The organism is Brevibacterium atlanticum, from assembly GCF_011617245.1.
GTDB lineage: Bacteria > Actinomycetota > Actinomycetes > Actinomycetales > Brevibacteriaceae > Brevibacterium > Brevibacterium atlanticum.
Map to the genome: position 1 here is coordinate 2365887 of NZ_CP050152.1, position 23691 is coordinate 2389577.

Annotated in this window: 19 protein-coding genes; 9 read left to right on the forward strand and 10 right to left on the reverse strand. The window is 66.0% G+C overall.

Annotated elements, in window-relative coordinates; translation table 11 throughout:
* The first annotated feature begins 70 nt into the window (after window positions 1–70).
* Both GUY23_RS10640 and GUY23_RS18785 read left to right on the forward strand, forming a co-directional pair.
* On the forward strand, window positions 71–688 hold the full coding sequence (locus GUY23_RS10640) for a DUF4870 domain-containing protein (protein ID WP_166972171.1): 618 nt from the start codon (window positions 71–73) through the stop codon (window positions 686–688).
* Between the two features lie 108 nt (window positions 689–796).
* Window positions 797–1492 (forward strand): DUF4870 domain-containing protein, encoded by a 696-nt coding sequence (locus tag GUY23_RS18785; protein ID WP_166972173.1) that lies wholly within the window; start codon window positions 797–799, stop codon window positions 1490–1492.
* 156 nt (window positions 1493–1648) lie between these two features.
* Here the strand turns inward: GUY23_RS18785 and hemW are convergent, their stop codons facing one another.
* Together hemW and lepA are read right to left on the reverse strand one after the other, a co-directional pair.
* On the reverse strand, window positions 1649–2878 hold the full coding sequence (gene hemW / locus GUY23_RS10650) for a radical SAM family heme chaperone HemW (RefSeq protein WP_166972175.1): 1230 nt from the start codon (window positions 2876–2878) through the stop codon (window positions 1649–1651).
* Window positions 2879–4747, reverse strand: coding sequence for a translation elongation factor 4 (gene lepA / locus GUY23_RS10655; protein ID WP_228282214.1), 1869 nt, complete (start codon window positions 4745–4747; stop codon window positions 2879–2881).
* Between the two features lie 128 nt (window positions 4748–4875).
* Between lepA and GUY23_RS10660 the strand changes: the two genes are divergently transcribed.
* The 3 genes from GUY23_RS10660 to rpsT all read left to right on the forward strand — a co-directional run bounded on the left by GUY23_RS10660 (window position 4876) and on the right by rpsT (window position 6860).
* Window positions 4876–5640, forward strand: coding sequence for an endonuclease/exonuclease/phosphatase family protein (locus tag GUY23_RS10660; RefSeq protein WP_166972177.1), 765 nt, complete (start codon window positions 4876–4878; stop codon window positions 5638–5640).
* A gap of 115 nt (window positions 5641–5755) precedes the next feature.
* Window positions 5756–6391 (forward strand): type II toxin-antitoxin system PemK/MazF family toxin, encoded by a 636-nt coding sequence (locus GUY23_RS10665; RefSeq protein WP_166972179.1) that lies wholly within the window; start codon window positions 5756–5758, stop codon window positions 6389–6391.
* A gap of 208 nt (window positions 6392–6599) precedes the next feature.
* Entirely contained in the window at window positions 6600–6860 is a 261-nt protein-coding gene (gene rpsT / locus GUY23_RS10670) for a 30S ribosomal protein S20 (RefSeq protein WP_166972181.1), read from the forward strand.
* Between the two features lie 135 nt (window positions 6861–6995).
* Here the strand turns inward: rpsT and holA are convergent, their stop codons facing one another.
* The 5 genes from holA to GUY23_RS10695 all read right to left on the reverse strand — a co-directional run bounded on the left by holA (window position 6996) and on the right by GUY23_RS10695 (window position 13700).
* Complete coding sequence (gene holA / locus GUY23_RS10675) at window positions 6996–7979, reverse strand: DNA polymerase III subunit delta (RefSeq protein ID WP_166972183.1); 984 nt, start codon at window positions 7977–7979, stop codon at window positions 6996–6998.
* A 154-nt stretch (window positions 7980–8133) separates the two neighbouring features.
* The gene (locus GUY23_RS10680) at window positions 8134–10344 is read right to left on the reverse strand and encodes a ComEC/Rec2 family competence protein (RefSeq protein ID WP_228282215.1); all 2211 of its coding nucleotides are present in this window, start codon (window positions 10342–10344) and stop codon (window positions 8134–8136) included.
* A gap of 166 nt (window positions 10345–10510) precedes the next feature.
* Window positions 10511–11383, reverse strand: a complete 873-nt coding sequence (locus GUY23_RS10685; protein ID WP_166972187.1) for a ComEA family DNA-binding protein — start codon at window positions 11381–11383, stop codon at window positions 10511–10513.
* A 137-nt stretch (window positions 11384–11520) separates the two neighbouring features.
* A complete protein-coding gene (locus GUY23_RS10690; RefSeq protein ID WP_166972189.1) occupies window positions 11521–12396 on the reverse strand; it encodes a DegV family protein in 876 nt (291 codons plus the stop codon).
* The gene (locus GUY23_RS10695) at window positions 12393–13700 is read right to left on the reverse strand and encodes a UDP-glucose dehydrogenase family protein (RefSeq protein ID WP_166972190.1); all 1308 of its coding nucleotides are present in this window, start codon (window positions 13698–13700) and stop codon (window positions 12393–12395) included. The genes GUY23_RS10690 and GUY23_RS10695 overlap by 4 nt, the downstream gene beginning before the upstream one ends.
* Before the next feature lie 95 nt (window positions 13701–13795).
* Here GUY23_RS10695 and GUY23_RS10700 point away from each other — a divergent pair, with 95 nt between their 5' ends.
* Window positions 13796–14512 (forward strand): hypothetical protein, encoded by a 717-nt coding sequence (locus tag GUY23_RS10700; protein WP_228282216.1) that lies wholly within the window; start codon window positions 13796–13798, stop codon window positions 14510–14512.
* A gap of 93 nt (window positions 14513–14605) precedes the next feature.
* Here GUY23_RS10700 and nadE read toward each other — a convergent pair whose 3' ends face one another.
* Both nadE and leuS read right to left on the reverse strand, forming a co-directional pair.
* A complete protein-coding gene (nadE, locus tag GUY23_RS10705) occupies window positions 14606–15439 on the reverse strand; it encodes an ammonia-dependent NAD(+) synthetase (protein ID WP_166972192.1) in 834 nt (277 codons plus the stop codon).
* A gap of 99 nt (window positions 15440–15538) precedes the next feature.
* A complete protein-coding gene (gene leuS / locus GUY23_RS10710; protein WP_166972194.1) occupies window positions 15539–18454 on the reverse strand; it encodes a leucine--tRNA ligase in 2916 nt (971 codons plus the stop codon).
* A 190-nt stretch (window positions 18455–18644) separates the two neighbouring features.
* On the opposite strand from leuS, the gene GUY23_RS10715 reads away from it, so the two are divergent.
* Window positions 18645–20453 carry an AMP-dependent synthetase/ligase gene (locus GUY23_RS10715; protein WP_166972196.1) on the forward strand — a complete coding sequence of 603 codons (1809 nt, stop codon included), beginning with the start codon at window positions 18645–18647 and terminating at the stop codon, window positions 20451–20453.
* A gap of 276 nt (window positions 20454–20729) precedes the next feature.
* Window positions 20730–21773: a glutathione S-transferase family protein gene (locus tag GUY23_RS10720; RefSeq protein ID WP_166972198.1), complete on the forward strand. Its 1044-nt coding sequence runs from the start codon at window positions 20730–20732 to the stop codon at window positions 21771–21773.
* A 14-nt stretch (window positions 21774–21787) separates the two neighbouring features.
* On the opposite strand, the gene GUY23_RS10725 is transcribed toward GUY23_RS10720, so the two are convergent.
* Window positions 21788–22528 carry a DedA family protein gene (locus GUY23_RS10725; protein ID WP_407647358.1) on the reverse strand — a complete coding sequence of 247 codons (741 nt, stop codon included), beginning with the start codon at window positions 22526–22528 and terminating at the stop codon, window positions 21788–21790.
* 125 nt (window positions 22529–22653) lie between these two features.
* On the opposite strand from GUY23_RS10725, the gene GUY23_RS10730 reads away from it, so the two are divergent.
* Window positions 22654–23691: a YhjD/YihY/BrkB family envelope integrity protein gene (locus GUY23_RS10730; RefSeq protein WP_166972200.1), complete on the forward strand. Its 1038-nt coding sequence runs from the start codon at window positions 22654–22656 to the stop codon at window positions 23689–23691.

Consider the following 23691-nt stretch of genomic DNA (forward strand, 5'->3'; position numbering starts at 1 on the left):
GTCTTTTCGGCATGTCTCGGCACACGGCGCTGGGATAGTGTGAAACGACAGAGGCAGTGAAAGGACCATCATGTCGTTCAACCCCCAACCGCCGAACAGCGGCCGCCCCATGCCGCCGAACTACGGGCAAGCCGCCGGGCCCCAGCCGTCACAGGGCCCGCAGCGGCCCTATGGGCAGCCGTCGTATGGACAGCCGCCGCCGTACGGACAGCCGAATCATGGGCAGCAGTCAGGTTTTGGTCCGCCCCAGCCTGGCGTCAATCCCGCGCTCTTCGATTCTCAGGCACTTCCCGACGCCGCGTACGGTCCGGGTTCCGAGCTGTTCTGGATGGCCGGTGAGCGGGAGCGGACCACCGCGATGTGGTCGCATCTGGGTACCCTTCTCTTCGGATACCTGCCTCTCATCATGTTCCTCGTGAAGAAGGACGAGTCGCCGTTCGTCAGCGAGCACACCCGGCAGGGCCTCAACGCCATGATCACGAACACGATCGCCACGACGGCGGCGATGATCGTCCTCATGGTCATCGGCTTCGTCCTTGCCTTCATCACCTTCGGGCTCGGCATGTTCATCGTCTTCGGCGCGTTGGTCATCCCGCTCGTGTACACGGTCTTCTACATCATCGCCGGCATCGCGGCCAACCGCGGAGAGGGCTACAAGATCCCCCTGGTCTTCCAGTTCGTCAAGTAATCTTGCTCGTGACACCGCACAAGCGCTCACCCTCGTTCACCGCGGAGACACTCTCCGGCGGAGTGACTGGACTAGTGTGGTGTGACGCACACGTGAGAAGGGACGCTAATGTCGGACAACCCCCAGCAGCCGAACGACAACCGAGCACAGCCGATGCCTCCGGACTACTCCGCACAGTCGGGGCCCCAGCAGCCATATATTCAGCCGGGTTCGCAGCCGGGTTCGCAACCGCAGTCTCAGCAGCCGAACGCGCAGCAGTCCTATGGATCCCAGCCGCAGTACGGTTCACAGCAGCCAGCCAGTCAGCCTGCCTACGGATCGCAGCCCGTATACGGCAGCCAGCAGGCGTACGGCTCCCAGCAGGGTTACCGCGGCCCGCAGGGTTACGGCCCGGGGTCGGCAGCGAATACCAGGGCGTTCGATTCGCGGGCCCTACCTCCGCAGGCCTACGGACCCGGTTCGGCAGGCTTCTGGCAGCCGTCGCCGTCCGAACGCTCCACATCGACGTGGACACAGGTCGGAGCGATCTTCACCGCGTGGATCGTCCCGCTCATCGTCTTCCTCGTGAAGAAGGACGAGTCGCCGTTCATCCGCGAGCAGGCCCGCCAGTCGCTGAACTTCCAGTTGACACTGATCATCGCCTATATCGTTGCGGACATCTTCGCGGTGATCACCTTCGGATTCGGCGCGATCCTCTACTTCGTCATCTGGATCGTCGCTCTCGTCTTCATGATCATCGCCGCTGTGGCAGCCAACAAGGGAGAGGTCTACAAGGTTCCGATGAGCATCCAGCTCGTCAAATAGGACTTCCCCTCAGGCTCCGATCGCCGATGGCAGCATCGACGATGGAGCCGAGCAGCGCCTCCAGGCTCATCGTCGTCTCCGGGCCGCTTCCGAACCCAGGGAGCGGCTCGGTTTCGTTCTCTCCCTCGGACGAAGCCGTTCAGGCGCTTGCCTTGTTCAGACGTATTCGGTGAGGATGCGCACCATATAGTCGGCGAGCAGACGCCCCTGCAGGGTGGGCCGGAACCAACCTTCGGCGGCACCGCCGGGGTCAAGCAGTCCCTGCTTGACGAAGGTGCGCACGGCCTGCTCGCTGCCTGCCGCCAAGGAGTCGAGGCGCAGCTCGTCGTCGATGCGAGCGGCGAGCATGATCCGTTCGATCTCTCGGGTCGCATCGTCGAGGACCTCCCGGCCGATCGCCGGAGACTCCCCAGCCAGCAGTCGATCGGACCAGGCTCGGGGGTGCTTCGCGTTCCAGAACCGGACTCCCCCGATATGCGAATGCGCACCGGGGCCGAAGCCCCACCAGTCGGCATTGCGCCAATACGCCATATTGTGCTCACACCGGGTGTCAGGACCCGTCGACCAGTTGCTCACCTCGTACCAGTGCATGCCCGCCGCACTCATCGCGGCATCGGCGATCTCGTACTTATCGGCCAGATCGTCCTCATCGGGCATCGGCAGCTCACCGCGTCTGACCATCGCGCCCATCTTCGTTCCGGGTTCGACGATGAGGGAGTACGCGGAGATGTGGTCGACCTCGTTGGACAGGGCGACCTCGAGGGACCGCCGCCAATCGTCGGTCGACTCCCCCGGGGTGCCGTAGATGAGGTCGAGGCTGAGTTCGAGTCCCGCGTCCTTGACCCAGCGCGCCACCTCGGGGATCTTCTCGGGGTCATGGGTCCGATCAAGAGTGGCCAGCACATGCGGCACGGCCGACTGCATTCCCATCGAGATCCGGGTGAATCCGGCACCGGCGAGGGTGGCGATGTAGGCGGGATCGAGCGTGTCCGGGTTGGCCTCCGTGGTCACCTCGACTTCCGCGGTCAGCCGGTAACGGGACCGAATGTCGTCCATGATGCCGGCGAGCACCTCGGCTGAGAGCATCGTCGGGGTGCCCCCGCCGAAGAAGATCGTCGACACCTCACGGTTGCCCGCCCCCACCTCGGCGAGGGTCGACACCGACAGATCGAGCTCACGGGCGAGATTGCCGCGGTAGTCCTCACGGGACGCTCCGGGACCGAGATCCTCGGCTGTGTAGGTGTTGAAGTCGCAGTAGCCGCAGCGGACCCGGCAGTACGGGACGTGGACGTAGAGACTTAAGCCCCGGTCACCGGCTCCGATGCCCGCCGACGCGGGAAGTGAGCCGTCACGCGGGGGAACCTCGCCGGTCGGTTGTGCTGGCACTTACTTCTTGGCGTCCTTCTTCTCCGGTTCGTCGGAGGACAGGGCGGCGATGAACGCCTCCTGCGGAACCTCGACGGTGCCGACCATCTTCATCCGCTTCTTGCCTTCCTTCTGCTTCTCGAGCAGTTTGCGCTTGCGGCTGATGTCGCCGCCGTAGCACTTGCTCAGCACGTCCTTGCGGATCGCACGAATGGTCTCGCGGGCGATGATGCGTGAGCCGATGGCTGCCTGGATCGGGACCTCGAACTGCTGGCGCGGGATGAGCTTGCGCAGCTTCCCGGCCATCGCCACCCCGTAGGAGTAGGCGTTGTCGCGGTGGACGATCGCGGAGAACGCATCGACCTGATCACCGTGGAGCAGGATGTCGACCTTGACGAGATCGGAGGCGTCCCGCCCGTCGTCGGAGTAGTCGAGGGAGGCGTAGCCCTTGGTGCGGGACTTCAGCTGATCGAAGAAGTCGAAGACGATCTCGGCCAGGGGAAGGCGGTAGCGGATCTCCACTCGATCCGAGGACAGGTAGTCCATGCCCTGGAGTTTGCCGCGGCGTTCCTGACACAGCTCCATCACCGCGCCGATGTAGTCACTCGGGGTGAGGATCGTGGCCTGGACCATCGGCTCACGGACTTCCTTGATCTTGCCCGTGGGGTATTCGCTCGGGTTCGTCACCACGGTCTCGGTGCCGTCCTCCATCGTCACGTCGTAGATGACCGACGGGGCGGTGGAGATGAGGTCGAGGTCGAATTCGCGTTCGAGACGGTCCCGGAGCACCTCGAGGTGGAGGAGCCCGAGGAATCCGCAGCGGAAGCCGAAGCCCAGCGCCGTGGACGTCTCCGGTTCGTAGGCCAGGGAGGCGTCGTTGAGTTTGAGTTTGTCCAGCGCATCACGCAGCACCGGGTAGTCCGAACCGTCGATGGGGAAGAGTCCGGAGAACACCATCGGCTTGGGCTCACGGTAGCCTTCGAGTGCCTGGGTCGCAGGGGCTGCCGCCGCGGTCACGGTGTCACCGACCTTGGACAGGCGCACATCCTTGACCCCGGTGATGAGGTAGCCGACCTCGCCGACGCCGAGGCCCTTCGTCGCCTTCGGCTCAGGTGAGGAGGCACCGATCTCGAGCAGTTCGTGGGTGCTGCCGGTCGACATCATCTCGATCTTCTCGCGCGGGGACAGCGAACCGTCGATGACGCGCACATACGTGACCACGCCGCGGTAGGTGTCGTAGACGGAGTCGAAGATCATCGCCCTCGCAGGCGCCTCGGCGTCGCCGACGGGGGCTGGGATGTCGGTGATGATGCGGTCGAGGACCTCCTCGACGCCCTCACCGGTCTTACCGGACACGAGCAGGCAGTCCTCGGGTTCGCAGCCGATGAGGTTGGCGAGCTCTTCGGCGTACTTCTCCGGCTGCGCAGCGGGCAGGTCGATCTTGTTGAGCACGGGGATGATCGTCAGGTCGTTCTCCATGGCCAGGTACAGGTTGGCCAGGGTCTGGGCTTCGATGCCCTGCGCGGAGTCGACGAGCAGCAGTGCACCCTCGCACGCGGCCAGTGACCGTGAGACCTCATAGCTGAAGTCGACGTGGCCGGGAGTGTCGATCATGTTGAGCGCGTACGGGGTGTCCTCGTGCTCCCAGGGCATGCGCACGGCCTGGGATTTGATCGTGATGCCGCGTTCGCGTTCGATGTCCATCCGGTCGAGGTACTGGGCGCGCATATCCCGGGATTCGACGACGCCGGTGATCTGGAGCATCCGGTCGGCCAGGGTCGACTTGCCGTGGTCGATATGAGCGATGATGCAGAAATTGCGGATCAGCTCGGGTGAGGTGGCGGATGGTGAGATCCGCTTTATTGCTTCCTTATTCACCTGAGGTGACATGAACGCCCTTCCTTTGACAGATCGGATCTGAGAACAGACCGGAGTGCTCATTCTTTCATGACTTGTGTGCGGACTCGGAATCCATACTGATGCCGCCATGACGGGCCGCGATCGGGGAAGATGGGGGTATGAGCGATTTCACAGTCATGAGCTTCAATCTCCGCTACCCCGCCATGGACGGTCACCCGGTGGCGCAGCGACTGCCGGTCGCCGCCGAGCTCATCCGTCGCGCCCATCCCCACATCGTCGGCACCCAGGAAGGGGAACTCGATCAGCTCGAGTCGCTGATCGGGATGCTTCCCGAGGAGTACATCTGGCTCGGTGAAGGCCATTCCGGGGGCAACGCCGGAGAGTTCACCGCCGTGATCCTCGATTCGCATCGCTTCGACGTCGATGCCGTCGACATCTCGTGGCTGTCCGAACAGCCCGAGACCGTGGCCTCGGAATCGTGGGGCGTCTCCCATGCGCGGACGCTGACGACCGTCGACGTCCGCGACCTCGTCACGAAGCGGCGCCTGCGGGTGCTCAACACCCACCTCGACCACCGGTCCGAGCGTGCCCGGGTGGAGTCGGGACGGATCATGGCCGAGACCATCGCCGAGGCGGCCTTCCCCTCCGTGGTCACCGGCGATTTCAACGTCGCCACCGGTTCCCCCGTCTACAACCTCTTCTGCGCCGAACTCGGCCTGACGGACACCGCCGCCGAGGTCCCCGGGGAGGACATCGGCACCTTTCACCGGTACAAGGGTCCGCAGGCGGGTGCGCCGCGCATCGACTGGATCCTCACCACCGCGGGCCTGCGCACACTCTCGACGAGGATCGACACGTTCAACGTCGACGGCACGTACCCGTCCGACCACTTCCCCGTCGAGGCCGTCCTCGACTTCGAGTGAGGATGCGCTCCCCTTCGCGTGAGGGCACGCTGGTCTGCGCGTGAGGGTGTGTGCGGTCTGCACACCATTGCGCGTTCACCTGCTCCGGTTCACCGGCCTCGATTAGGCTGAGGGCATGAATTGGAGATCAATCGTCAATCGTGCCGCGAGGATCGGGGTCCGCGAGGGCCTGCGCTACCTGCGCCAGTCACAGTCGAAGAAGAACAGCGGGGGCACACCCCAGGGCGACCGCCCGCAGGCCGGTCGACCCGATGCCCGCGGGCAGGATTCCGGATCGGGCGGGTCCGACGCCAGGGCCACCTCGGCGAGGCCGTCCCCTCAGTCGGGCGGTGCCGGTGGATCCGGCGGTTCGTATCCGGGTGACTACGAGGGTCCGATCACGGTCAGTTATTCCCCTGATCTCGACGGCGATGCCGACCCGGGTGAGGTCGTGTGGGGGTGGGTCCCCTTCGAAGAGGATCATTCGCAGGGCAAGGATCGTCCCTCGCTCGTCGTCGGACGCGACGGTCGGTGGGTGCTCGCGCTCATGCTCACCAGCAAGGACCACATTCCCGGTGGGGTCGGCGAGGTGCGTGAGGATCGGCATGCGCGCTGGATGAACATCGGCCCGGGTGAGTGGGACTCGCAGGGGCGGCCCTCGGAGATCCGGCTCGATCGTGTCATCCGTCTCGACCCGGATTCGATCCGCCGTGAGGGCGCGATCATGCCGCGTGAGGTCTTCGACCGCGTGGCGAAGAACATCGCCGGCTGAAGCCGGATTCGCGCGCTCAGGGATTTCCCGCCCGGGCGCGGAGACTGTATCATTAACAGCTGTGTCTTCATCAAGGCGTGTGTCTCGCCGAGGTCGGGTGAAGATGCCGTCGGATCCGATGTCGTCGATGTGTTTCCCCGCGGAGATGATCAGGTCGGTCCGATGCGCCCTCACGACCATGTAGTACTCACACGAAAGAGTGTTGAAATTGGCTAATATCAAGTCCCAGATGAAGCGGATCAAGACGAACGAGAAGGCTCGTCAGCGCAACAAGGCTGTCCGGTCCGAGGTTCGCTCCTACGTCCGCGTCGTCCGCGAGAACATTGCTGCCGGCAACAAGGACGAGGCACAGCAGGCATATGCTGTGGCCGCCCGCAAGCTCGACAAGGCTGTTTCGAAGGGTGTTCTGCACAAGAACAACGCTGCGAACCGCAAGTCGCGCCTGGCTACGCAGATCAACGCTCTCTGAGCAGACGACTGAGGCTGTAGCTGCGCAGGGCCCGATCCATCACGGATCGGGTCCTGCACTCATTCACCACCCCACAATTGCTACCTGACGGCGGCCCAGCAACCTCGCGCTGTGCCGCCGTCAGGTAGCAAGTGGTCAGCGGACGCGGGCTAGGCGGCTGACTTCGGAGACGAACCATTCGACGGCGTAGACCGGGTCGCGACCGCCGCCCTTGACGGCCTCGTCGGCTTCCGCGGCGGCGATGAGCGACTGGCCGAGAGCGACCTCGTTCCACCGGCGCACCTCCCGCCGGGCCCGGTCCACCTGCCACGGCGCCATCTTCAGCTCGGAAGCGAGCTCGCCGCTGGATCCGGAGAAACCCTGCACTTTGGCCATGCCCCGCAGCTTCATCGCCACCGCCGCGACGAGCGGCACGGGATCCGAACCGGTCGACAGGGCGTGACGGAGCAGGCTGAGTGCGTTCTTCGCGTCCCCGGACACCGCCGCATCGGCGACCTTGAAACCGGTGGCTTCGACCCGTCCGCCGTAGTACTGGTCGACGGTCTGCGCGGTGATCGTGCCTTCGGTGTCCTCGATGAGCTGGTCGACTCCGGCGTTGAGTTCGGCCAGGTCCGAGCCGAGAGCCGACATCAGCGCGGCCATGCCCGCTTCATCGATCCGGCGCTTGGCGGCCTTGAAACGACTCTGCGCGAACTTCGCCCGGTCACTCTCGTTCTTCAGCACCGCCGCATCGATGCGGGGAAAGCCCGCGGCGTCGATCTTCTTGACGAGCTTGGCTCCGCGATTGCCGCCGGCGTGCAGGAGCAGGACCACAGCATCGTCGTTCGGCTCGTCGAGGTAGGCGAGGGCATCGGTGAGGAAGTCCTCCGAACACTTCTCCACGGCGTCGACGATGATGAGCTTCGAGGCGGAGAACAGCGAGGGCGAGGCGGCCATCGCCAGTTCGCCGGCCTGGTATCCCGCCGCATCGAACTCGATCTCCTCGGGATCCTTCTTCCGAGCGGCCGAGACGATCCTGTCCTTGGCCAAGCGCACGAGCACCGATTCGCCGCCGGAGATCATCACGACCGGGGCCGGTTTCGCCGAACTCCACGGGACGAGGGTCTTCTTCACTGCCATGACCACCAGCCTATCGCGGACGACCGACACAGAAGGCACTCACCGAGGTGGCCCCGCCGTCCATCCACCCCCACTGTCCGTCCGAGCCCTGCCGGCCTCCCCTGCCCCTCACACCCCTTCCGCATCCGTCCGCTCCCCCGCACCCGTCCTTTCCTCACCCGTCGCCCTCCGGGCAGCCGTGACCGGTGCTGTAGCGAGCGTCGGCATAGATCGCGACCGTACCGCAGCGATCAGTGCGCAGAACCGGGACAGGTCCGAAAGCCCGCAGAGACTTCGTGGTCGGGTGCCCATAGCTGTTCTCCCCCACGGAGACGACTCCCAACCGCGGTGCGGCCGCCGTGAAGAACTCCGCAGCCAGATCCGAGGACCCATGATGCGGGGCGATGAGCACGTCGACCGGCCGCAGATTCTGGGCGAGCACGTACTGCTCCTGCTCCCCCACGTCTCCGGGCAGCAGGGTGGACAGACCCTCCTGATCGACGCGGATGACGAGCGAATCCTCGTTGCGCAGCTCCTCGTCCTCTTCCCCGATCATCGCGCGCAGCGGCGGCCACAGCACCTCCACCGTGGCCGACCCGAGGCCGAGTGTCTGCCCGCGACCGATCGGCACCACCGCGGCGCCGGTGTCCGTAGCCACTCTGCGCGCCTCCGGCGAGCCCGCGACATTCGCGGACACGAACATTCTGCCGATCGTCCTGCCCCACGTCGTGCCCTGATAGCCGGCGAAGTGGTCGGAGTCGAAATGGGAGAGCATGAGGTCGAATTCGTCGACCCCGGACTCATCGAGACACGTGTCGATGGGCTTCGACTCCCTGCCCGTGTCGACGACCAGGCCCCGCCCCTCGCCGAGGTTGACCACCGCACCCGAGCCCTGACCGACGTCGCAGACGATCACCTGCCAGTCCTGTCCTGGGGGTCGGGCACGGATCGTGACGATGATCGAGGCGGTGAGCACGATGCACAGAACGAGGACCGGCAGGCCCCACATCCGCCGGCGCACGAGCATCCAGGTGCCGACGGCGGCGACCGCCAGCAGACCGAGCGCCAGCAGCGTCCCCACAGGCGGGCTCGGCCAGTCGAGCGCGGCACCGGGCAGCGACGCACAGACGCGGGCGGCTCCGACGATCCACCATGCCGGAAACGACCCGAGCCAGGCGAGGAAGCCAGCAGCGAACTCCGGTCCGGGCAGGCCCGTCGTGGCCAGTCCCGTGGCGACGAGGCTGAGGAAACCGGCCACGGTCGCCGGCAGCACGGCGGGTGCGGCCAGGGCGTTCGCGGCCACTGACCACAGTCCGATGCGCGGGTCGATGCCCACGAGCACCGGGGTGCAGGCGAGCTGCGCGACCAGCGGCACCACGAGCGCGGTCATCAGCACCGCAGGCACGAACGGCACGTGCACCGCCAACCGCCGCAGCAGGACGGGCACGACGAACATGATCGCAGCCGTGGAGACGACGGAGAGGACGAAACCCACCGAGGTGGCCAACACCGGCACGAAAGCCAGCAGCAGGCTCGCCGTCGAGCACATCACCGCGACCGGTGAGATCCCTCCCCCGCGCAGGAACACCACAGCGGCGGCGATCGCCATGCCCGCCGCCCGGATCGCGCTCGGTTCGAAGCCGACGATGAAGACGTAGCCGAGACACGTGAGCACCCCGATGCTCACCCGCAGCCGTGGTCCCGCCCGGCAGAAACCTGCGAGCAGTCCCGCGCCGAGGCTGACGATCGTGACATTGCTGCCCGAGACGGCAGAGACGTGGGTGAGTGAGACCACCCGCATGTCGTCGAGCATGCGTTCGTCCTGCGGGTCGGTGTCACCGACGACGAGACCCGGCAGCAGCCGTCCGCCGTCGTTGCCGGCCGCCAGGGAGTCCTCCCGCAGTCGGTCGCGCAGGCGCTCCCGCCACTGCCAGAGCCCGCCCGGTTCGCGCACCACCTGCGGGTCATCGCTGCTGATGCGGATGTCATCGAGCCGTTCGGTCAGCATCCGCACCCGGGAGCCGTCGGCGACGACCTCGGGGCTGAGGACTTCGGTGAATCCGGCGGCTGTGACCACAGTCAGCCGTGACCAGCCGCTGGCACCGGGCGTGCTGTGCCCGATGACGGTGCCGACCGTCTCGACGGTGTCATCGGGCCCGCGCACGGTCGTCAGTGCGGTGATCTGAACCGTCAGCAGACACGCGAAGACGATGAGTCCCACGCCGAGATGGTGGTGCCGGCGCAGCCCGAGGAACCCGAGCGCTCCGAGCACGGGTACCGCGAACAGGGCCCAGGGACCGGGCGCGAGCAGGGCCGTCGCCCACAGTCCTGCCGCGCAGCACAGGAGTCGGACCGAACCGGGCCACAGCCCCACCTGCACGCGCACCCACCGACCGATCGACGCAGCCGACCGGTGCGCCCAGTCTCTGCATCGGCCCCAGCCTGTGAGGGGGTCTCGCCGGAGGCGCCTGCCACCGCAAGCTCCGGACTCCCGACCGGTGCGCCTGCGACAGCGCGATCGGGGTTCCTCTCCGTCCCCGTGCGGTCGAGGCTCAGCCGACGGTGACAAAGTCTCTGAGACTCTCGAAGGTCTTCGGCCCGATGCCTTTGACGAGCAGTAAGTCATCAACGGAGGCGAACGGCTGAGACTCGCGGTGAGCGATGATGGCTTCAGCGGTGACCGGACCGACGCCGGGCAGGGTTTCGAGGGCCGCCGCATCAGCGGTGTTGAGATCGATCTTGCCGCCCGCGCCCGGTGCTCCTCCCTCCCCTGGTGGCCCATTGCCGGCCGCTTCCGCACCGTCTGGCGAGCCGCCTCCTGCGCCCTGATCCGCGGCAGAATCCTCGGGTGCTGCTTCTCCTTCCTTCGGAATGTGGATCTGCTCACCGTCTGCGAGGACGCGGGCGAGATTGATCGACTCGGCATCGGCACCGGCACTCAGACCGCCCGCGGCTTCGACGGCGTCCTGGACGCGAGCACCGGCCTTGAGCGTGACCACCGACGGCTCCCTCACCGCCCCGGTGACGTGAACGATGACCTCGCCGGACGGGGCTGCCGAGGCTGCGCCCGCGCCTTCGGCACCGGCTCCTTGCGCTCCCCCAGCTGGCCCGGGGGTTCCACCGGCGGGTGAGGCCGCCGAGGCGGTCGCCGGGTCCGCCCCGTCCGATCCGTGCGCCTGCTCGCCGGCTTGAGTGCCGGTGGGTGAGTGCGAAGATGCGGGGCGGAACAGGAAGAAGGCGAGGACGAGGACGCCGACCGTGGCGATCGCGACCGCCACGAGCACAGGCAGACGGACCCGGCGGGGCTCCACGGCCTCTTCCTCGCCGGAGGAGTCGGCGGTGAAGACGTCTCCGGGCACCCAGCCGCCGCGTTCGGCACTGGCGCCGAGAAGGCCGGCGAATCGATCATCCGGAGACACTGCCATACCCGCGAGGCTAAGGAGTCACACCCGTAGACGACCAGGGTCCCGGCGGCGCCTGTGGACAGCGTTTCTGCGTCCACAGGCTCATAACGTTCGAGTCGGCGCGACGTCCACAGGATGCGGCGCCGGAGTGCGGCCCCTTACGGCTTCGTCTGCACCGAAACGCCGAGGGCGCCGGGACCGACGTGGGCGGTGATGATCGGTGAGAGCGTGCGGAAGCTCGTCGTGAAGCCGCGGGAGGTCAGCAGCCGGTCGAGTTCGACGACATCCCGGTCATCGGTGAGTCCCTCAGACTGCTGGATCTCGGCCTGCAGCGCTGCGGGGTCGACCTCGAAGTCGGCGGCGGCCTCGGCAGCGATCATGCTCATCCGGGACAGTGCCTTCGTGCGGGTGCGCACGCGCGCGACCGGAACGACCACTCCCGATTTCAGACCGAGCACGGGCACGATCTGCAGAGCCCGACCGAGGAGGGAGGACGCGGCTCCGATGCGGCCGCCTCGGCGAAGGTATTCGAGGGTTTCGGGGGCGAAGATCGTCACGGTCTCGCTCGCACACCAGTCGGCGACGGTGCCGGTGATCGATGGCACCGGCTCGCCGGCGGCGATGCCTGCGGCCGCGACGGACACGGCCCCGGCCAGTCCCGCCGAGGTGGTGCGTGAGTCGACGACCTCGACGAGCACGGGCACGTCGGCGGCGGCCGCCACTGCTGAATCCCGCGTGCCCGAGAGGTCCCCGGACATCGTGACGACGATGATCGCCTCTGCGCCGTTCTCGAGGAGTTCCCGGAACGCGACGGCGAACTGGTCGGGGGTGGCCATCGACGTCGTGACCTCAGCCCCGTCGGCCAGATGTCGGCAGATGACGCCGGGATCGAGCTCGCCGTCGGTGTACGCGATGCCGCCCAACAGCACAGTCAGCGGGACGACCCGGAAGAGACCGTCGGTGACCTCGGTCAGCCGGTTCCGCTCGGACGCAGTCAGCTGCGCCGTGGAGTCGGTGACGAGTCCGACCTTCACGGACGACCCAGGGCGCGATAGGTCCAACCGGCACCCCGCCACAGTTCCGGGGTGAGCACATTGCGTCCGTCGACGAGGACCTTACCGGCCACGAGTTCGGCCGTGGCCGCCGGATCAAGCTCTCGGTATTCCTTCCACTCGGTCAGCAGCAGCACCGCATCGGATCCGGTCAGTGCCTCCGAGGTGTCGGCGACGTACCCGAGTTCGGGGAACGAACGCTGCGCATTGCCGATGGCCTGCGGGTCCGTGACGGTGACGATGCCGCCCTGCGTGGCGATGAGTCGGGCCACGGCCAGTGCCGGGGAGTCGCGGACGTCGTCGCTGTCGGGTTTGAACGCCGCCCCCAGAACCGTGATCTTCTTGCCGATGAACGAGCCGCCGAGGGCGTCGCGGGCGATGTCGACCATGCGCACACGGCGGCGCATGTTGATCGAATCGATCTCCTTGAGGAACGCCACCGCCTGATCGGCGCCGAGCTCACCGGCCCGGGCCATGAACGCACGGATGTCCTTGGGCAGGCAGCCTCCGCCGAAGCCGAGTCCGGCGTTGAGGAACTTCCGTCCGATCCGATCGTCGATGCCGATCGCATCGGCGAGCTGGGTGACGTCGGCGCCGGAGGCCTCACAGAGTTCGGCCATGGCGTTGATGAAGGAGATCTTCGTGGCCAGGAACGAATTCGCCGCCGTCTTCACCAGTTCCGCGGTCGCGAAGTCCGTGATCATCCGCGGGGTGTCCTCGGCGAGCATCGTCGCGTACACCTCATCGAGTACCTCAGCCGCATGCTGCCCGTCCGCGCCCTCGGCGACGCCGTAGACGAGACGGTTCGGATGGAGAGTGTCGTCGACGGCGTGGCCTTCGCGCAGGAACTCGGGATTCCACATCATCACAGCGCCCGTCTCCACGATGACCTTCGCGAGACGGTCCGCTGTGCCCACGGGGACGGTGGACTTACCCACAACCACCGACGCCGGAGTCAGATGCGGACGCAGCGAATCCACGGCCGCATCGACATAGGTGACATCGGCGGCGAACTCGCCGGGCTTCTGCGGAGTGCCCACGCACACGAAGTGCACGACCGCCTCGGCGGCACGGGAGATATCGGTGGTGAACTCGAGGTGACCCTTGTCCTGAGCCTTGACCAGCAGTTCGCTCAGCCCTGGTTCGAAGAACGGCGGCCGACCCGATGTCAGGGCCGCAACCTTGGCTTCGTCGACGTCGACGCCGGTGACATCGTGGCCGAGCGAGGCCATGGCCGCCGCATGCACCGCACCCAGATACCCGCAACCGATGACTGAAATCTTCAAGCTGAGCTCTCCTGCGAATAGGCATGCTTTTCGCACCACACTATATGCCACCCGGTTGCACGATATGTGGAGGTTGAAACAGTAGGGTTGGATATGTGAAGCGTTTCTTGGATTTCCTCACCAACTCACCGGCGGCCGTGACGTTTGCCGTGCTCACCGTACTCGGAATCGTGGCCTTCGCGATCCCCGGCCTCCACGGTGCAGCCTGGATCATCGGCCTTGTGCTGTGCCTGGGCATGATCGCGGCTCTGCTGATGTTCCACGGCGAATGGCGCCGTGCCCAGCACCAGATCGATGCGCTGCGTCAGCAGCTCAGCATCGAACTCGGACGGATGGACACCCTGGGGCTGACCCCGGTCGAGGAGTCCGTCGAGCTCCTACCCGACGAGAGGCGGGCCCGTCGGATCCTCGAGCTGTTGCCGGATTCGGGCGGCCTCGTCCAGTCGCTGCGTCTCGATGCGACCTTCGGCACCCTGGCCATCGACGAACTCGAACCGCTGCACACCTTCTGCCAGGAGTTCAAGAAGTCCAGCTTCGACAATCCGCGCTCGCACACCGCGTTCATGAACCTCTACCGGGCCGCCGAGGGACTCTCGATCTGGGTCAACGAGGAGACTCAGGTGTCAGCCGCCGATTCCTCGACTCGCGAGATCCGCCCCGGTGACTCCCGTGAAGACGGTTGGCGGGAGTACACGGAGGCCCGCAGCCGGGGTGAGCGCCTCAGCGACGAATTCGTCTCCTCCCGCTGGGAGTTCAATCAGACCGCGCTCGAACTCGGGCTCGTCTCAGGCTCTCCCCCGTTCACCGACTGAGCCATCACCGGCTGCCCCCGGCCCTCACACGAAACGCAACCGCTGCCGACGATTGCGTCGGCGGCGGTTGCGTTTCCGATCTGCACGGCAGGGTCAGTGCCGGATCCACCAGGTGTCCGTCGGCGCCACCGGTGTGCGCCGCTTGTGCTCGGACCGGCGGTACTTCTCGATGAGCGCCGAGGCGGCCGCGGGCTCGATCTCCTTCCCCTCGAGGAAGTCGTCGATCTGGTCGTAGCTGAGACCCAGCGATGACTCGTCGGTCTGCCCGGGTTCGTCGTCGAGCAGATCCGCCGTCGGGGTCTTGACGATGAGATGCTCGGGAGCACCGAGGTGGCTCAGCAGCTCTCGTCCCTGCCGCTTATTCAGCCCCGACAGGGGGATGACGTCGGCAGCACCGTCGCCGAACTTCGTGAAGAACCCGGTGACCGCCTCGGCGGCGTGATCGGTGCCCACGACGAGGAGGCGCTTCTCCCCTGCCAGCTCGAACTGGGCGATCATGCGCATCCGCGCCTTGACGTTGCCCTTGCCGAAGTCGGTGATCGGCTCACCCGTCGCCGTGGCGTACTCCTCGGCGGCGGCATCGGTGGCCGCACCGATGTTGATGGCCATCTCATGGTCGGCGCGGATGAACGACAGCGCGTCCTGGGCATCCTGCTCATCGGCCTGGACGTGGTGGGGCAGGCGCACGGCCCAGAACTCGGCTGGAGCTCCGCGCCGGCGCAGATCCTCCACAGCAAGCTGACACAGACGCCCGGCCAGAGTCGAGTCCTGCCCGCCGCTGATGCCCAGCACCAGCCCCTTGGCCCCGGTGGTGAGCACATAGTCGACGAGGAATTCGACCCTCCGCTCGATCTCCGTGGCCGGGTCGATCTCTGGTCGCACACCGAGGGCGTGCCGGATCTCGTCCTGAGCTCTGTCGTTCGTCATGCTTTCACCAGTCATAGTCGGGGGTGATTCGGCGCTCATGGCCGCAATTACTCGTGCAGTCTCCCAGATTCCGTGTTACGGCGATGTGTCATCCGGAGCTTACGCGTCGGGGACGATGTTGACGAGCTTCGGTGCGCGCACGATGACCTTGCGCACCCCGGCCCCGCCGAGTGCCTTGACGGCGTTCGGCGATTCCAGGGCGAGCTTCTCCAGCTCGGCTGCATCGATGTCGGGGTCGACTTCAAGGCGGGCGCGCACCTTGCCCTTGACCTGCACCACGCAGGTGACGGTATCGGCGACGAGGTAGCGCGGGTCCACCTCGGGGAATGCGGCGTAGGTGACCGTCGATTCGTAGCCGAGACGCGCCCACAGCTCCTCGGCCAGGTGCGGCGCGAAGGGAGCGAGCATGACCGTCAGCGGCTCGAGCAGGTCACGAGTGGCCCCACCCTGCTTCGTCGCGTGGTTCGTCAGCACGATGAGCTTAGAGATCGCGGTGTTGAAGCGCAGATGGTCCATATCCTCGCGCACCCCGTCGATGACCTGGTGGAGGACCTTGAGCGACTCGTCATCGGCCTCGCCTGCGCGGACCACGGACTCTCCGGTGGTCTCGTCGACGAAGAGGCGCCAGACCCGCTGCAGGAAGCGGTGAGCGCCGACGACGGCGCGGGTCTCCCAGGGGCGATCCTGCTCCAGCGGGCCCATGGACATCTCGTAGACGCGGAAGGTGTCGGCACCGTAGGCGTCGTACATCTCATCGGGCATGACGGAGTTCTTCAGCGACTTGCCGATCTTCCCGTACTCGCGGTTGACCTGTGCGCCGTCGTACCAGAACGTCAGCTCACCATTGCTCTCGGTGCGCTCCTCCACCTCGGCGGCCGGAACGTAGACACCGCGGGCATCGGTGTAGGCGTAGGCCTGGATGTACCCCTGATTGACGAGCCGGTGGAACGGCTCGGAGGACGAGATGTGGCCGAGGTCGAAGAGCACCTTGTGCCAGAAGCGCGCGTAGAGCAGGTGGAGCACAGCGTGCTCCTGACCGCCGACGTAGAGGTCGGCACCGCCGCGCGGCTTCGAGGCACGCGGACCCAGCCAGTACTCCTCATTGGCCGGATCGACGAGGCGTGAGTCGTTGTGCGGATCGGCATAGCGCAGCTGGTACCACGACGAACCGGCCCAGTTGGGCATCGTGTTCGTCTCACGCTGATAGGTCTTCGGACCGTCGCCGAGGTCGAGTTCGACACTCGTCCACTCGGCGTTGCGGCTCAGCGCGGGTTCCGGTCGGCTGTCGGCGTCATCGGGGGCGTAGGTGCGCGGGGCGAAGTCGTCGACCTCGGGCAGCTGCACGGGCAGCATTTCGTCCGGCAGAGCGATGGGAGTGCCGTTCTCGTCATAGACGATCGGGAACGGCTCGCCCCAGTACCGCTGCCGGGAGAACAGCCAGTCGCGCAGACGGTACTGCGTGGACTCGGTGGCCAGGCCCTTGCCTGCCAGCCAGGTCGTCACAGCGGCCTTCGCCTCGGTGATGTCGAGGCCGTTGATGTCGATCTCGGCGTTCGCGGAATTGATCATCACGCCGGTGCCGGTGAAGGGGGTGTCCTCATCGTGATCGGCCGGCGGCTGGACGGTGCGGATATAGGGCAGGCCGAAGGCCTTGGCGAAGTCCCAGTCACGAGCGTCCTCGGCCGGGACGGCCATGATCGCACCGGTGCCGTAGCCCATCAGGACGTAGTCGGCGACGAAGATCGGCACCTCATCCCCGGTGGCCGGGTTGAGTGCGTAGGAGCCGGTGAAGATGCCCGTCTTCTCACGGCTCTGCTGACGGTCGGCGTCCGTCTTCGCAGCGGCGGCACGCTGGTAGGCGGCGATCGCCTCGGCGGGGGTGGCCTGACGCCCGCGCCAGGATTCGGGCGTGGATTCGTCCCAAGCCGTTCCGGTCAGCGACGCGACCTGCGGGTGCTCGGGGCTGAGCACGAGGTACGTGGCGCCGAAGAGGGTGTCCGGTCGGGTCGTGTAGACCTCGATCTCGGACGCCGCGTCGCCGGCGACGGGCAGTCGCAGCAGCGCACCCTTCGAGCGGCCGATCCAGTTGACCTGCATCGCGTGGATCGCATTGGGCCAGTCGAGGGCGTCGAGGTCGTCGATGAGCCGGTCGGCGTAGGCGGTGATGCGCATGTTCCACTGGCGCAGCCGGCGGGTGAAGACCGGGTAGTTGCCGCGTTCGGACAGCCCTTCGGCGGTGACCTCCTCGTTGGCCAGCACGGTGCCCAGACCCGGGCACCAGTTGACCGGGGATTCGGAGACATAGGCCAGACGGTAGCCCTGCAGAACGTCTTCGCGTTCGGCCCCGGACAGATCGGACCAGGCGCGGCCGTCCGGGGTGGGACGAGCCCCGGAGGCGAACTGATCGATGAGCGTCTCGATCGGGCGCGCCCGCCCTGTGGCCTCGCCGTCGGGGGTGTCCGCCTCGGGGTCGTACCAGGAGTTGAAGATCTGCAGGAAGATCCACTGGGTCCACTTGACGAACTCGTCATCGGTCGTGGCGAAGCGACGGCGGACATCGTGCGCCAGGCCCAGGCGGCGCAGCTGCTCGGTCATGTTCGAGATGTTGGCATCGGTGGTGATGCGCGGGTGCTGCCCGGTCTGGACGGCGTAGAGGTCGGCGGGCAGTCCGAAGGCGTCGTAGGACAGGGCGTGCATGACGTTGTGGCCGCGCATCCGCTGGTAGCGGCCGTAGACGTCGGTGCCTAGGTATCCCAGGGGGTGGCCGACGTGCAGGCCGGCGCCCGAGGGATACGGGAACATGTCCATGATGTAGAGGGATTCACGCTCACTGAGATCAGCAGGCGGGCTGTATGGCGACGGGGTGTCCTGGGAAGCGGGCTCGCTGAGGTCTCCGGTGGGGTTCGGGGTGTGGAACGTCCCCGACGTCTCCCATGTGCGCTGCCACGACTTCTCGATCTTTTCGGCCAGCGCCGCGTCATAGCGGAAACCGGTCTCCTCAGGGTTCGTCGTCATTACCTTCCTTCGCTGAGCGGGTGTGAGCGGATTGCGTCCATCGTACTCTGAACACTCCCTGATCCGTCGTGGTTAGACTGCTCACAGGGCATCGAGCGCGTGGATCACCCGGGAAACGTGATCGATTTCACTGAGACCTGGCTGAACTGTAAGATAACCGGGCAGTAACTTACGTCTTCGAAGGAGACCCATGAGCCCAACGACAATGCCGCAGTCGTCAACCCCCGTCGTCGGCTTCGAGGTCGATACCACCTCCTCGACCACCGATGTCTTCCTCCGCACAGTTGCCGAGGATCCGAGCCGTCCGATGGTCGCCAAGCCCGACGGGGAGGGATGGCTCGAACTGTCGGCCGCTGAATTCCTCGCCGAGGTGAAGGCGGCGGCGAAGGGGCTCATCGCCCTGGGTATCGGCGTCGGCGACCGGATCGCCATCTTCGGTCCCACCGCTTATGAATGGACGCTGAGCGACTTCGCCGTGTGGTACGCCGGCGGCATCTCCGTGCCGTTCTACGACACCTCGTCCGAAGCACAGCTGAACTGGATGCTCACCGACGCCGATGTCTCTCGTGGACTCGTCGCCACCCGCGAACACGCCGATCGGGTACGCGCAGCCGCCGCTGCCGCCGGACGCCCCGAGCCTGCGCTCAGGGTCTGGGAGGACGGCGCATTCGCCGATCTCGCCGAGGCCGGCAAGGACATCACCGATGAGGAGCTTGAGGCCGCTCGCTCCCAGGTCGGATCAGACTCCGTGGCTACGATCATCTACACCTCGGGCACCACCGGCAAGCCGAAGGGCTGTGTGCTCACGCACGCGAACTTCGTCCAGACCGGGCAGGCGGCCCGCCACCAGATCCCCAGCGTCCTCGACACGGCGATGCGGTGCCTGCTGTTCCTGCCCCAGGCGCACGTCTTCGCGCGCTTCATCGAGGTCCTCGCGATCAACAACGGTGCCCTGCTGGCCCACCAGTCGGACCTGACCAAGCTCACCGATGCGATGGGCAGCTTCCACCCGACGTTCATCCTCGGTGTCCCCCGCGTCTTCGAGAAGGTCTTCAACTCTGCGCTGGCCACCGCTCAGGCCGGCGGCAATGAGAAGATCTTCCGCCGGGCCGAGCAGGTCGCCGTCGCCTATTCGAAGGCACTCGACACCGGCAAGGTGCCGATGGGCCTCAAGCTTCAGCACACCCTCTTCGACAGGCTCGTCTATCGGAAGCTGCGTGCGGCCATGGGCGACAACGTCACCCATGCCGTCTCCGGCGGCGGGGCACTCGGAGCCCACCTGGGTCACTTCTTCCGCGGACTCGGGATCATCGTCTTAGAAGGCTACGGACTCACCGAGACCACCGCACCGATCACCGTGAACGTTCCCGAGAAGTCGAAGATCGGCACCGTCGGCGTTCCGCTGCCGGGAGTGTCGGTGGCGATCGCTCCGGACGGCGAAGTCCTGGCCAAGGGTGTGCCGATCTTCCGTGAGTACTGGAACAACCCGGAGGCCACGGCCAAGGAGTTCCACGACGGCTGGTTCGGCACCGGTGACCTCGGATCCCTCGACGAGGACGGGTATCTCACGATCAGCGGGCGCAAGAAGGAGATCCTCGTGACCTCCAGCGGCAAGAACGTCGCTCCCGCACCGCTTGAGGATGTGCTGCGCCGTCATCCGCTGGTCGGGCAGCCTGTGCTCATCGGCGAGAACCGCAAGTTCATCTCTGCCCTCATCTTCCTCGACTCGGAGATGCTGCCTGGCTGGCTGAAGAACCATGACCTGCCGCAGATGGATCTGCGCGAAGCCGCCTCGGACGATACGATCCACGCCGAGGTTGCCAAGGCCGTCGAGCAGGTGAATAAGACCGTCTCGCGCGCCGAGGGAATCAAGAAGTTCACGATCCTGCCGATCGAACTGACCGAGGAGAACGGCTACCTCTCGGCCAAGCAGTCGGTCAAGCGCCACCTCATCAACAAGGACTTCGCCGAGGACATCGAGGCGATCTACGCGGACTGATCGGCCTGATCGGGGCAGCCGCTGCGCACACTGATCGGCGACGATCACGCACCGATCGGAGACGACCGCCGGGGTCCGGGCCCGGGCATGAGCCCATCACGGGTTCGTGCCCGGGCCTTTCTCATCGTCGGCAGGACCTGTCGCCGAGGTGGGGGTCGGGCTCTGTCGAGGTCGTGCCCTATCGGGGTCGATCCCGAGGACTGTCGCCGGGGTCGGGGCACCCGTCGTAAGCTGAGCGAAGAATCCGATTCTCACCGATCCGATGGAGGCGACCCCATGTCCGGCGACACCGATCACACGCCCAGCTACGTGGCCGAGGGACAGGAATTCAACCGGGACACGAACTACATCGAAGACCGCATCCTCGACGATCCCGATGCGCAGTGGCCCGTCGAACCCGGCCGCTACCGCCTCATCGCCGCCCGTGCGTGCCCGTGGGCCAACCGCACGATCATCGTCCGCCGGCTCCTCGGGCTCGAGGACGTCATCTCGCTCGGTATGCCCGGCCCCACCCACGATGCACGGTCCTGGACCTTCGACCTCGACCCGGGCCGCGTCGACCCGGTGCTCGGCATCGAACGCCTGCAGCAGGCATTCTTCGCCCGATACCCCGACTATCCGCGCGGCATCACCGTGCCCGCCATGGTCGACATTCCCACCGGCGTCGTCGTGACCAATGACTTCCCACAGATCACCGAGGACTTCTCCACCCAATGGACCGACTATCACCGTGAGGGCGCCCCGAATCTCTGGCCCGAGGAGTCACGGGACGAGATGGCTAAGGTCATGCGCCACATCTACACGGAGATCAACAACGGCGTCTACCGGTGCGGATTCGCCGGATCCCAAGCAGCCTACGAGGCGGCTTTCGACCGTCTGTTCGCCGCCCTCGACATCGTCGAAGAGCGCCTGAACACGTCTCGCTTCCTCATGGGTGAGACCATCACCGAGGCGGACGTCCGTCTCTTCACCACGCTCGCCCGCTTCGACCCGGTCTACTTCGGTCACTTCAAGTGCAACCGTCAGCCGCTGACGGCGTTCGAGAACCTCTGGGGCTACGCCCGGGACCTCTACCAGACGCCCGGATTCGGAGACACCATCGACTTCGTGCAGATCAAACAGCACTACTACATCGTCCACCAAGACGTGAACCCGACGCAGATCGTTCCCCAGGGGCCCGACCTCGCGGGTTGGCTCAGCGATCACGGACGCGACCGGAAGTTCGGCGGTTCGCCCTTCGGTGACGGCACGCCTCCGGGTCCGGTCAAGCCGGGCGAAGAGGTGCCGTTCGACCACACCGCCGCCGCCTGGACGAAGTGATCAGAACGCAGTGATCAGGAGTCGAATTCTCCGGGCTCGATGACGTCGGCACCGGAATCGTCGATGCCCGCAGCACGCTTCCGCCGGTGCTTGCGGACCTTGAGCACGATCCACACGATGACGAAGACGACCACGGCGATGATGACGATCTTCTGGAAGTACCCGGCGTAGGTCTCGACGACTGCCCAGTTCTCCCCCAGGTAGAAGCCGGCGACGATGAGGATGGTGTTCCAGATCGCGCTGCCGGCCGTCGTCAGGGTCACGAACTTGACCAGTCGCATGTCCCGCATTCCCGCCGGAATCGAGATCAGGGACCGGAAGATCGGGATCATCCTGCCGAAGAACACGGCCTTGTCGCCGTGCCGATCGAACCAGTCGACGGTTTTGTGGACATCGTCGACGTCGACGAGAGGCATCTTCACGGCGATGCGGGCGATGCGCTCGATGCCGATCCACTTGCCCAGGGCCCAGAGGATGATCGCGCCGATCAGCGAGCCCAGGGTCGCGCAGACGATGGCCAGCACGATGTTCATCTGGCCCTGACTCGAAGTGAATCCGGCCAGGGGCAGAACGAGTTCGCTGGGGATCGGCGGAAAGATGTTGTCGAGGAACACCATGAACCCGACGCCGAGCGGCCCCAGGGCTTCCATGATGGTCACCGTCCAGGCGGAGAACCCGCTGAGGTTCTCAGCAGCACCGCCCTCGGAGGTGAGCACGAAATCGGGAGCAGAACCGGTTGCTAGAGAAATCGGCATGGTCAAAAGTCTAGATAAGGGCGCGGCCTGCCGCTCACAGTGCGCTCACAGCGGCTAGTGTGGAAACGGACACCTCAGGGAGGAATCGAAGGCGACTCTGCCATCGACATCGAAGGAGCAACCACGTGGCACCAGCCAAAGTACTGGCCTCGCGCAACACCGTCGCCGAGGCCGGCCACAACGCCGTCAATCGGCCGGGACCCGCACACCTCATGCGCGCCGTGCAGCGGTTCGGTCAGCGTCTGGGCAACCAGTTCGGCGCCGCGATCACCTACTTCCTCGTCCTCGCGGTCATGCCGATCGCCATGGTCAGCCTCGCGAGCATCGGCTTCGTCCTCGACGTCGCCCGCCCCGATCTGCTGTCCATGGTCACCGAGCAGATCGAGTCGTTCACGGCAGGCAATTCCTCCCTGACCGAGCAGCTCGAGAGTTACCTGCTCGACTGGCAGGGCGTGGGGATCATCGGTATCATCACCGGCCTCTACACGGGGCAGGGATTCATCGGCAACCTCGGTGCGGCCGTCCGTGCCCAGCTGCATGAGGACTTCGATGAAGTCGTGGAGAAGTCCTTCGTCAAGAAGATCCTCAACAACGTCGTCACCCTCATCGGCCTCATCATCGGTCTGCTCATTGCGGTGGCGCTCACGGTCGTCGGGACCGGACTGCGGTCGGTCATCGCCGACTTCCTCGGTCTCGGCGGATTCGCCGGCAGCCTGCTCTTCATCGTCCCGCTGCTGCTCGTCTTCGCAGCAGCCTGGCTGATCTTCATGTTCCTGTTCACGATGCTGCCGGAGAAGCCGGTGGACAAGCGAGCCAAGATCCGCGGTTCGCTCATCGGCGCGGTCGCATTCGTCATCCTCATCAACTTCTCCACCGTGTTGGTCAACATCTTCTCCGGAAACAAGGCCGCAGGTGTCTTCGGCTCGATCATCGCGATCATGCTCACCCTCAATGTCTTCGCCCGCATCGTCCTCTTCATCGCCGCATGGATCGGGACCGCGAACCCGCCGAAGCTCAACGAGGAGGAAGAACCCGAGTACCGCTTCGTCGAACCCAAGGTGCAGGCGCAGAGCCTCGGCGCGCTCCTCGCCGGTGCCGGGATCGTCACGCTGACCCTGCTCGGCTTCAGGCGCTGGGAGGAGCACCAGTCCGCCGAGGAATAG

What these genes read in the sequence shown, in the direction of transcription:
- GUY23_RS10725 (WP_407647358.1), bottom strand. Translation starts at nt 22,528, where the DNA reads ATGCCGATTTCTCTAGCAACCGGTTCTGCTCCCGATTTCGTGCTCACC.
- GUY23_RS10640 (WP_166972171.1), top strand. Translation starts at nt 71, where the DNA reads ATGTCGTTCAACCCCCAACCGCCGAACAGCGGCCGCCCCATGCCGCCG.
- lepA (WP_228282214.1), bottom strand. Translation starts at nt 4,747, where the DNA reads ATGTCACCTCAGGTGAATAAGGAAGCAATAAAGCGGATCTCACCATCC.
- GUY23_RS10715 (WP_166972196.1), top strand. Translation starts at nt 18,645, where the DNA reads ATGAGCCCAACGACAATGCCGCAGTCGTCAACCCCCGTCGTCGGCTTC.
- GUY23_RS10660 (WP_166972177.1), top strand. Translation starts at nt 4,876, where the DNA reads ATGAGCGATTTCACAGTCATGAGCTTCAATCTCCGCTACCCCGCCATG.
- leuS (WP_166972194.1), bottom strand. Translation starts at nt 18,454, where the DNA reads ATGACGACGAACCCTGAGGAGACCGGTTTCCGCTATGACGCGGCGCTG.
- holA (WP_166972183.1), bottom strand. Translation starts at nt 7,979, where the DNA reads ATGGCAGTGAAGAAGACCCTCGTCCCGTGGAGTTCGGCGAAACCGGCC.
- GUY23_RS10720 (WP_166972198.1), top strand. Translation starts at nt 20,730, where the DNA reads ATGTCCGGCGACACCGATCACACGCCCAGCTACGTGGCCGAGGGACAG.
- nadE (WP_166972192.1), bottom strand. Translation starts at nt 15,439, where the DNA reads ATGACGAACGACAGAGCTCAGGACGAGATCCGGCACGCCCTCGGTGTG.
- GUY23_RS10665 (WP_166972179.1), top strand. Translation starts at nt 5,756, where the DNA reads ATGAATTGGAGATCAATCGTCAATCGTGCCGCGAGGATCGGGGTCCGC.
- GUY23_RS18785 (WP_166972173.1), top strand. Translation starts at nt 797, where the DNA reads ATGTCGGACAACCCCCAGCAGCCGAACGACAACCGAGCACAGCCGATG.
- GUY23_RS10685 (WP_166972187.1), bottom strand. Translation starts at nt 11,383, where the DNA reads ATGGCAGTGTCTCCGGATGATCGATTCGCCGGCCTTCTCGGCGCCAGT.